Source organism: Flavobacterium cutihirudinis (assembly GCF_003385895.1).
In the GTDB taxonomy this organism is placed as follows: domain Bacteria; phylum Bacteroidota; class Bacteroidia; order Flavobacteriales; family Flavobacteriaceae; genus Flavobacterium; species Flavobacterium cutihirudinis.
This window is the reverse complement of the sequence record NZ_QRDQ01000012.1, coordinates 306,471-316,546: the sequence shown is the minus strand read 5'-3', so window position 1 is coordinate 316,546 and position 10,076 is coordinate 306,471. Positions and strand designations below refer to the sequence as shown.

The 10,076-nt window shown below is 32.6% G+C and carries 6 protein-coding genes, 2 tRNA genes and 1 rRNA gene; 5 read left to right on the top strand and 4 right to left on the bottom strand.

Going from position 1 to position 10,076, the window contains the following annotated elements; all coding sequences use genetic code 11:
* The 5 genes from rrf to lpxA form a co-directional block, all read left to right on the top strand.
* Positions 1 to 89 (top strand): 5S ribosomal RNA (rrf, locus tag BD847_RS19605); the annotation flags it as partial.
* 74 nt (positions 90 to 163) lie between these two features.
* A tRNA-Phe gene (locus BD847_RS19600) sits at positions 164 to 236 on the top strand.
* Between the two features lie 6 nt (positions 237 to 242).
* Positions 243 to 328, top strand: a tRNA-Leu gene (locus BD847_RS19595).
* Positions 329 to 512: 184 nt separating this feature from the next.
* Positions 513 to 1,076: a Crp/Fnr family transcriptional regulator gene (locus BD847_RS19590; protein ID WP_115889932.1), complete on the top strand. Its 564-nt coding sequence runs from the start codon at positions 513 to 515 to the stop codon at positions 1,074 to 1,076.
* A 64-nt stretch (positions 1,077 to 1,140) separates the two neighbouring features.
* Positions 1,141 to 1,914, top strand: a complete 774-nt coding sequence (gene lpxA / locus BD847_RS19585) for an acyl-ACP--UDP-N-acetylglucosamine O-acyltransferase (protein WP_115889931.1) — start codon at positions 1,141 to 1,143, stop codon at positions 1,912 to 1,914.
* A gap of 80 nt (positions 1,915 to 1,994) precedes the next feature.
* On the opposite strand, the gene BD847_RS19580 is transcribed toward lpxA, so the two are convergent.
* Genes BD847_RS19580 through BD847_RS19565 form a run of 4 tightly spaced genes read right to left on the bottom strand, consistent with a single transcriptional unit; the run spans position 1,995 to position 9,965 of the window.
* Positions 1,995 to 4,418 carry an ABC transporter permease gene (locus BD847_RS19580; RefSeq protein ID WP_115889930.1) on the bottom strand — a complete coding sequence of 808 codons (2,424 nt, stop codon included), beginning with the start codon at positions 4,416 to 4,418 and terminating at the stop codon, positions 1,995 to 1,997.
* A gap of 1 nt (position 4,419) precedes the next feature.
* The gene (locus BD847_RS19575; protein WP_115889929.1) at positions 4,420 to 6,837 is read right to left on the bottom strand and encodes an ABC transporter permease; all 2,418 of its coding nucleotides are present in this window, start codon (positions 6,835 to 6,837) and stop codon (positions 4,420 to 4,422) included.
* Position 6,838: 1 nt separating this feature from the next.
* Positions 6,839 to 9,250 carry an ABC transporter permease gene (locus tag BD847_RS19570; protein ID WP_115889928.1) on the bottom strand — a complete coding sequence of 804 codons (2,412 nt, stop codon included), beginning with the start codon at positions 9,248 to 9,250 and terminating at the stop codon, positions 6,839 to 6,841.
* 4 nt (positions 9,251 to 9,254) lie between these two features.
* The gene (locus BD847_RS19565; RefSeq protein WP_115889927.1) at positions 9,255 to 9,965 is read right to left on the bottom strand and encodes an ABC transporter ATP-binding protein; all 711 of its coding nucleotides are present in this window, start codon (positions 9,963 to 9,965) and stop codon (positions 9,255 to 9,257) included.
* Between the last annotated feature and the right edge of the window lie 111 nt (positions 9,966 to 10,076).

Genomic DNA, 10,076 nt, shown 5'->3' with positions numbered 1-10,076 from the left:
GCTCACCTCTTCCCATCCCGAACAGAGAAGTTAAGCCCGCCTGCGCAGATGGTACTGCAGTTATGTGGGAGAGTATGTCGTCGCCTTTCTTTTGAAAACCCTGTTTCGTGAGTTACAGGGTTTTTTATTCCTTACTTTATTTATAGTAATATAAATAATTTTAGGTACCTTAGCTCAGATGGTAGAGCAATGGACTGAAAATCCATGTGTCCCTGGTTCGATCCCTGGAGGTACCACATAATGCTCGGATGGTGAAATTGGTAGACACGCTGGACTTAAAATCCAGTGAACAGCAATGTTCGTGCGGGTTCAAGTCCCGCTCTGAGTACTAAAACTTCAATTGGCTTTGCTAATTGAAGTTTTTTTTTGGAATTAGGTTTCCCCTGAATTTTTATAAACGTTATTGTAAATGGGCTTATTTTAGCTTTATATGCATTTTTGTTTGACCATGTTAGCTTTTAGATATTCATCTTGGAAAATAATGATAAATTTGTTCCTTTAGAAGTTACATTATGAACGAGCTTATTAACGTTATTAATAGTTTTCAAAAGTTAGATTCTGACACTGAAGATGCCATTAGAGAATTTTTTGTTGAAGAAAAGTTTAAGAAGAACGAATTTATTATTCAAGAGCATAAAATATGCAACAGGATTTATTTCATCAGTTCTGGAGCTGTTCGAAGATTTTGCTTTGAAAATGATGAAGAAGTTACAAAATGGATCTATACCGATAATCAATTTTTCACTTCAATGAGCAGCTTTTTTGAACAAAAAATTTCTTTTGAAATTTTTCAGACTTGTGAGGAGACAGTTGTCTATTCATTATCATATTCTGATGAACAACTTTTACTCGAATATCCTTTATTTTTAAAATTTCACCTTAAACAACTTCGACATTATCTTTCTAGAATTAATGAATTTCATCATCTGTTTCGTGTAATGTCTGCTGAGAAAAAGTATTTATTTCTATTAGAATCATTTCCGCAAATTATTCGGAAAGCCAAGTTGAAGCACATTGCTTCATTAATTGGTGTAAGTCAGGAAACTTTAAGCAGAATTCGCGCTTCAATTATTTGACATTAGGTCAAAAAATAGATTTTTCTTTTTTTCAATATTTGCTGTGTTATTAAATTAAGTAATATTGAAAAATACTGTAATAGACAAAAGTGCAATTATTGGAAAAAACGTTCACTTTGGAAATTTTGCTACAATCGAAAATGATGTCATAATAGGTGATAATTCATGGTTAGGAAATAACGTTACTATTTTAAGTGGTTCGAGAATTGGAAATAATTGCCAAATTCATTCGGGAGCTGTAATTGGCGGTATCCCCCAAGACTTAAAATTCAATGGTGAATTCAGTTTGTTGGAATTAGGAGATAATAACATTATTAGAGAAAATGTTACTATAAACCGTGGTACTTCTTCAAAAGGAATAACTCGCATCGGAAATTCTAATTTAATTATGGCAAATGCACATATTGGTCATGATTGCTTTGTTGGCGATAATTGCATTATTGGTTTTAGTGTCGGCATGGCGGGTGAAGTAGTTACTGGTGATTTTGTTAATATAAGCGGACTCTCTGCAGTGCATCAATTTTCGCGAATTGGCAGTCATAGTATGATTAGTGGATTGAGCAGAATTGTCAAAGATATTCCGCCTTTTGTAACTGTGGCTCACGAACCCTTGCGATTCGTTGGTTTAAATGTAGTTGGACTTCGAAGAAGAGGTTTTTCTTCTGATAAAATTGAAGAGATTAAATCAATTTACAGAATTATTTTTCAGGAAAAGAGAAATACTAAAAACGCTTTAGAATTAATTGAACTGGATTTTGAGCCGACTTTTGAGAGAGATCAAATTTTAAACTTCATTAAATCATCAAAACGTGGAATTGTAAAAGGGATTATAGAATAAAAGAAGCCTCCAATACAAAATATTGGAAGCTTTATTGTTATGTGAATTAAAATTTGATGAAAAATATCTTCATAAGTCTTCTATTCATATTTGAGGTATTTCAGGACATTTGCTTTAGTTGCGTAATAAGCTCTTGACAAAACAATTATTAAAGTCAGAACTAATAAGACAATAAATCCTGCAACGAATGGCATTATGGTAATGTCAATTCTAAATGCAAAATTTTGAAGCCATTTATTCAATAGCAAGTAAACAGGAAATAATGCAATTAAAAAGCCAATAATACAATACAAAATATATTGTTTGGATAATTCTTTGAGTAAAACATTGGTTTCTGCACCTAATGTTTTTCGAATCGCAATTTCTTTCATGCGTCTTTGAATAGAATAAGAAGCCAATGCAAACAAACCAAATAATGCAATTAAAATTACTACAACATTGAGTAATGAAAACATATTCTTTTGTTTTACATAAGATTCGTAAGTTCGCGCATATTCTTTATCAACAAAATCGTATTTAAAAGGATATTCGTTATCCACTTTGGTTTTCCAGAATTTCTCAATGTCAGAAATCGTGTTGTTTATGTTTGTTGCGTTTAATTTTACATATATCCGATTCATTTCTGTGGCCATTCCTAAAGTTTTTATATGATAAAATGTCATTGGTGGAACGGCAACTTCCGGACTCAGTAAATTAAAGTCTTTAACAACACCTACAATACTCAATTTTTGATTTCGAATCAGAATTTCTTCTCCAATTGGGTTTTTCATATTCATCAACTTCGCAGCTGTTTCATTTATCATGATGGAATTTATAGTGTCAGAAGCAAGTTTTTTATCAAATCCTCTACCTTTTGCCATTTTAATTTTTAGCATTTCTAGCATTCCAAAATCTATCCCGATATGTTTTGCTTTAAAAAGAACATCATGATACAGTAGTGGCGCTAACGAATTGTCTGCTCCATCAAAAGATACAAGTCCGGTTGAAACGTTTTCTACTCCTTCAATTTTGCTTAACTCTTGCTTTATCGTACTATATTTGTTAAAAATATTTTGTCCACTGTTTTCTCCTTCGTAATCTGAAGGTAAAAGATGTAAGTCTATAGCGATCAACTGATCTCCTTTGAAACCGAGATCTTTATCACTTAAATATTTTACTTGTTGGTATACAATGCTTGAGCCAATGATAAAAAACGTGGCAATAGCGAATTGAAAGACCAGCATTCCGTTGCGAAGCCAAACTCCGTTTTTACTTCTTGAAAAATTGCCTTTCAAGACTTTTAAGGTTTCAAAATTGGAAACGTAAACTGCAGGAAATATTCCAGCAACAAAAATAGTTATAACAAAAATTAGAATGAGTTGTAAATAAAACTGGCTTCCAATAATCATTAAACTTTTGTTTAAAAAATTATTGTAATATGGTAAAGTCGATTCTACGATTACTAAAGCCAACAAGATTGACAATAAACTAATTAAAGTTGTTTCAAATATAAATTGGAATACAATATTACTTTTTGATGCGCCAATAATTTTACGAATTCCCACTTCCTTAGCGCGTTTTATGGCATTGGCTGTAGCCAAATTTATATAGTTGACGATAGACAAAATAAGAATTAGAATCGACAGTCCAGCCATAATGAGCAAAAACTGATAATTTCCTCGGCCTTCAGGATAACCATCTGCAATAGATTGTAATCTTGCTGTGGAAAGCGGTTCAAGAAAAACTGTAAAATGCCCCACTTTTTTTGTCATTTCTTCAGGAGTAAAACCGGCTTGTTTCGCCTCTCTTACGATCACATCATCGTAATAAGCTTTTTCGAGCATTTTTCGGGTTTGTTCTACTTTTGACGGGTCTTTTACTTTTAAAAGTATTTTTAAAGCAAATAAACTTCGACTTTGAGCCGGATCTGCGAGATCTTTCATTCGATTTACTACAACATTTGGAGCAATCGAAGAATTACCAGGAACTTGGTAAACTGCACGAACTACAAATAAATTATCAAGACAATTGATTTGTTTTCCAATTGGGTTTTCATTTCCAAAAACTCGTTTTGCAAGATTTTCAGATATTGCTATACTTGCGCCATCTTTTAATGCATTCACAGCATTTCCATGAATGATTTTAAACGGAAATAGAGAAAAGAAATCGCTTTCAACATTGATTATTTTATCAACGAATTCCTTCTTTCCTTTATAAATTAGTTTGCTTTTTTGATACCAACTATCAGCAAAAACGATGTTTTCGACGTTGGGATCTTTTTGCAAATGCGCTTTTAAAAGTACTGTATTATCTGCGCCAACTGGCATATCAGTCAGTTGAACTAAAACCTGATAAACATTCTCTTTTTCCGGATTCCAGGCGTTATAACTTTGCTCGTCGTTCCAGTAAAGTAAAGCGAAAATCAATCCTGAAATTCCAATCGATAATCCCAGAATATTCAGAGTTGTAAATAACTTGTTATTCTTAAGTTGGTATATAAATATATTGATCCAATTTTTTAGCATCTTATTCGTATTTTAAATATTGTAAAATATCTGTTTTTGTTGCAGCATAAGCTCTTGAAAGGACAATTATTAATGTGAGAATTAATAAAACGAAAAACCCTAAAACGAATGGAATTATGCTCATGTCTATTCTAAAAGCAAAATTTTCGAGCCATTTGTTTAATAAATAATAAACAGGAAAGAGTGCGATTAAAAAACCAATAATGCAATAGAAAACATATTGTTTCGATAATTCTTTCAACAGTACATTTGTTTCAGCTCCAAGTGTTTTTCTAATGGCGATTTCCTTCATTCTTCGTTGTATAGAATAAGATGCCAGTGCAAATAATCCAAAAAGAGCAATTAGAATTACAACAATATTAAGCAATGAGAACAAGCTTTTTTGTTTAGAGTAAGTTTCATAAGTTCTCGCATATTGTTTGTCTACAAAATCATATTGAAACGGATATTCAGTATCGACTTTCGACCATAATTTTTCGATATTGGCGATTGTGTTTTCCAAATTATCACCTTTTAGCTTTATGTAAACTTTATCTATATTATGCGCCATATCAAAGGTTTTAATATGATGAAAAGCAATTGGTGGCACTTTTAATTCTGGGCTCATTAAGTTAAAATCTTTGACAACGCCAATGATTTTTAATTTTTGCTCTCGTATCACAAGTTCTTTTCCAAGCGGCGATTTAAGATTCATTAGTTTCGCAGCCGTTTCATTTATTATTACTGAATTAACGGTGTCAGAAGCTATTTTTTTGTCAAAATCTCTACCTTTTATAAATTTAATATTCAGCATTTCAAACATGCCATAATCTAAATTGATTACTCTTTCCTTAAAAAGTTCATTATTATACAGCACTGCAGAAATAGAATTATCTGAGCCATCAAAAGAAATAAGACCGGTCGAAACTTGTTGAACGCCTTTAATTTTATACAGCTGTTGTTTTATGATGTTGTATTTATTGTGAATAATTTGTTCTGCGTTTTCTGACTGATGTTCAATGGATGGAAAATTTAAGGAAACCGAAATTACCTGATCTCCTTTGAAACCAAGATCTTTGTTTTGTAAATATTTAATTTGCTGATATGCAATGTTAGAACCAATAATAAAAAAAGCAGCAATTGCAAATTGAAGAATAAGCATTCCGTTACGCAGCCAAATACCATTTTTGCTTCTTTCGAAATTTCCTTTCAAAACTTTAAAACTTTTAAAATTGGAGATGTAAATTGCCGGTAGTAATCCAGCAGTCAAAACAGTAATGATGAAAATCAGAACCAATTGTATATAAAATTGACTGGCGAGAAGTACAAGATTCTTGTTTAAAAAGTTGTTGTAATATGGTAAAAGAAGTTCTACAATTACTAACGCTAGTAAAATAGAGAAACTGGTTGTTAAAACAGTTTCAAAGAGAAACTGAATGATAATATCACTTTTAGAGGCTCCCGAAATTTTGCGTACGCCAACTTCTTTTGCTCGTTTTACCGCATTTGCAGTGGCGAGATTGATATAGTTAACAATCGACAAAATTAGAATCAAAAGAGACAAACCCATCATGATCATCAAAAACTGATAATTTCCTCGCGTTTCAGGATAACCATCTGCGACCGAATGTAATCTGGCTTTTGACAAAGGTTCAAGAATAACTGTAAAATAACCAACCTTTTTAGCCATGACATCGGGTGTAAAACCGGCTTCTTTGGCAAGTCGCGTAATAAAATCGTGGTTGTAAAGTCTTTCGAGTTTCTGTCTTGTAAGATCAATTTTTGACGGGTCTTTTACTTTTAATAATAACTTTGAAATAAAAGGATTCATCAATCCGGAAGTTGTTATTTCCTTCATTTTATTGATGATTACATTTGGCGCAATCGAAGAATTCCCAGGAATATGATACACAGCTCGTACAGAAAACAGTTGGTCAAAGCATTTTATTTGTTTTCCAATAGGGTTTTCATTTCCAAAAATTCTTTTAGCCGTAATATCCGAAATAGCAATGCTGGAATCATCTTTTATAGCTGAAATTGAATCGCCCTGAATAATTTCGAAAGGAAAAAAAGAAAAGAAATTTTGTTCGACATTGATAATTTTATCTACAAATTCCTTTTTCCCTTTGTAAATAATTTTATCCTTTTGATACCAGTAATCAGCATATAATGTAGATTCGATATTAGGATCTTTGTCTAAAGTCGGTTTCAGGAACAAGGCACAATCTGACCACGCAGGCATATCGGTCACTTGAATCAAAACCTGGTATACTTTTTCTTTTTGAGGATTCCAGGCATTGTAATTTTGCTCGTCATTCCAATAAAGAAAGGCAAAAATCAGCCCGGCAATTCCTATTGACAATCCTAAAATATTAAGGAAAGAGAAAAGCTTGTTGTGCTTTAAGCGGTAAATAAATATGTTGATATAGTTTTTTAGCATCTTATTCGTATTTTAAATATCGTAAAACTTCCACTTTTGTTACTTGATAGGCTTTTGCCAAAACGATTGTCAGTGTCAGAAATAATAAAGACACAAAGGCAATTAAGAATGGCAATACTGGAATGTCAATTCTAAAAGCAAAATTTTCAAGCCATTTTTGCAGTAAAAGATAAGCCGGAAGTATTCCGATTAAAAAACCAATCACACAAAAAACAACATATTGTTTAGATAAATCTTTAAGCAAAACATTGGTTTCTGCACCAAGTGTTTTTCGTATCGCGATTTCTCTTAATCTTCTTTCCATAGAAAAAGATGCGAGAGCAAACAATCCGAAAACAGCAATAAGAATTACAATGATATTCAGTAAGGCGAATAAGTTTCTTTGGTTTTCATATTTTTTAAAGTTTCGCGCGTAATTTTTATCCACAAAATTGTATTCGAATGGATATTCAGAATCTACTTTTTGCGTCCAGAATTTATTAATGCGGGCAATAGTTTCCGGAATATCGTCGGGTTTAACTTTTATGAAAACATGTCTGATGTCATCCTGAACGCCATCAATTTTTGTTACATAAAAGAGAACCATAGGTCCAATTCGACTTTCCAGTCCGAAATAGTTGAAATTTTTGACCACGCCAACAATCTTCAATTTTTGATCTCTCCAAAGAATCGTTTTATTTAAAACGTCTTTTTCTCCAATCAACTTGGCAGTTTCTTCATTTATAAGGACTGATGAAATAGTGTCAGAAGAAATTGCAGGATTAAGTTTTCGTCCTTTCAGCAATTTAATATCCAACATATCCAGCATATCTAAATCCATTGCCATTTCCTGGATTAAAAACGGTTTTCTGTTTTGATAACTTGCGCTAGACCATGAGTTTTCCTGAGATCCCATTGCAAATAATGCAGTCGAAACAGCTTCGACACCTTTTATTTTTGAGGCTTCTTGTTTGATGAGTTTGTATCTTTCGAATTGTGATTTTTCTTTTTTAGGTTTAAAGGTGATATCTAAAACTTGAGTTCCTTTAAAACCTAAATCTTTCTCGGCCATAAAATTTACCTGTTTGTAAACTATGAAAGAGCCAATGATAAAAAAAGCAGCAATAGCAAATTGTAAAACCAACATTCCATTACGAAGCCAGATTCCTTTTTTGCTTCGGGAAAAATTTCCTTTCAAGACTTTTAATACTTCAAAATTCGAAACATAAATTGCCGGCAAAACTCCTGAAACCAATATTACCAGCAATGTAATTATTATTAACTGAATGAAAAATTGTGCTCCAACCAGAACCAAATCTTTATTTAGAAAAGAATTATAATACGGCAATAAAATTTCAACTAACACCAATGCTAACAAGGCTGAGAAAATGGTTATTAACGCCGTTTCAAAAACAAATTGCATTATAATTTGCCCTTTTGTAGCGCCGGTAATTTTTCTTACTCCAATTTCTTTGGCTCTTTTAATCGCGTTTGCAGTTGCCAGATTGATATAATTTACAATAGAAAGCAGTAGAATCAATATCGATAAACCCATCAAAATCAGCAGATATTGCAAATTCCCAGTCGGTTCAGAAAAAGGTTGATTTCCATTATACAACTTGGCTTCCGGCATCGGTAATAAACTTGTTTTTACAGGATTGCCGTACTTTTTTGTAAATTCTTCGATTGAAAGCCCTTCTGACTTGGCTTGTGCTTTTGTAACATTTTCGAAGAAAAGGTTATCCATATTTTTTATGATGGCAGCTGTCGCATTTGGATTTTTAATTTTCAAAACCAAACCGTAATGATAACTCCATTCGTCTTTTGTTCTTTTTAAGTCGTCGTCAATAACTGTTGTAACGGCTTCGGGCATTACAGATGATTTTTCAGAAAGCTGATACACGCCACGAACAGTAAAAACCTGACCGTCATATCGCACTAATTTTCCCATCGGATTTTCTGTGCCGAAAAGTCTTTCTGCAGTTTCTTCAGATAAGGCAATACTGCTTCGATCCTGAATGGCTGTTTTGCCATTTCCGTGAATAAATTTGTACGGAAAGAAAGAAAAGAAATTGCTTTGCGCCGTAAAAATCTTATTTAAAACTTCTTTTTTACCATTATAGGATATCACATCTTTGGCATATTCGGCATAAAAATAACAGTAGCTATCCAGATCTGAAGAAATTGCTTTTAGCATGGGACCTGTTGTAGCAGCATTTGTTGTCCAAATATTGCCTTCGCCAATGTCATTTAAGACCGAGTAGATTTTGTCTTTTTCCGGATTCCACTGGTTGTACGAATGTTCGTCGTTCCAAAAAAGAATCGCAAAAATCAACGTCGCCATTCCGATTGACAATCCTAAAATATTTAGAATCGAAAACAGTTTGTTGTTTTTGATGTGATAAAAAAATGTGTTGATCCAATTTTTTAACATCACTCTAGTTTTTAGAGGTTACCAAAACATCAATATTTCTATGGTTTAATTTTTCAGAAAGTATAACGCCGTCTTTCATTAAAATTGTTTTTTGAGAAAATGAAGCATCGTAATCAGAATGCGTTACCATTAAAATCGTGGCGCCATTTGCATGAAGATCAGTCAATAATTCCATCACTTCATTTCCGTTTTTACTGTCTAAGTTTCCTGTTGGCTCATCGGCCAAAATAATTTTCGGATTATTAATTAAAGCTCTTGCCACGGCAACACGTTGTTGTTGTCCGCCCGAAAGCTGTTGCGGAAAATGTTTCAATCGATGTGAAATTCCTAGTTTGTTTGCAATTTCATGTATTCTTGTTTTTCTTTCAGAAGACGGAACATCATTATAAATCAAAGGCAATTCGATATTATCATAAACCGATAATTCATCAATTAAATTGAAATTTTGAAAAATGAATCCGATGTTTTCTTTTCTGGCTTTTGATCTTGATTTCTCTTTTAGTCCAACCATTTCCTGATTTAGCAAAAGATAACTTCCGTCTGAAGCGCTGTCCAAAAGTCCGACGATATTTAATAAAGTAGATTTTCCGCTTCCGGAAGGGCCCATGATAGAAACAAAATCGCCTTGATTGATAGTTAACGAAATTTCACTTAATGCTCTAGTTTCTAATTCTTCAGTTGTAAATACTTTTGAAAGTTTTTTAATGGTAATCATAAATTGGTGTTTTTAGTTTTGATTGATTTTCTTTTTAAAATATTTTCCTTTAGAAAGTAAAAGAAACACAGCTGAAAATTAAGATAATTAACAATGCGATTTTTTGTTATT

Coding starts and splice junctions, on each gene's coding strand:
- BD847_RS19565 (WP_115889927.1), bottom strand. CDS start 9,965: ATGATTACCATTAAAAAACTTTCAAAAGTATTTACAACTGAAGAATTA.
- BD847_RS19580 (WP_115889930.1), bottom strand. CDS start 4,418: ATGCTAAAAAATTGGATCAATATATTTATATACCAACTTAAGAATAAC.
- BD847_RS19570 (WP_115889928.1), bottom strand. CDS start 9,250: ATGTTAAAAAATTGGATCAACACATTTTTTTATCACATCAAAAACAAC.
- BD847_RS19575 (WP_115889929.1), bottom strand. CDS start 6,837: ATGCTAAAAAACTATATCAACATATTTATTTACCGCTTAAAGCACAAC.
- BD847_RS19590 (WP_115889932.1), top strand. CDS start 513: ATGAACGAGCTTATTAACGTTATTAATAGTTTTCAAAAGTTAGATTCT.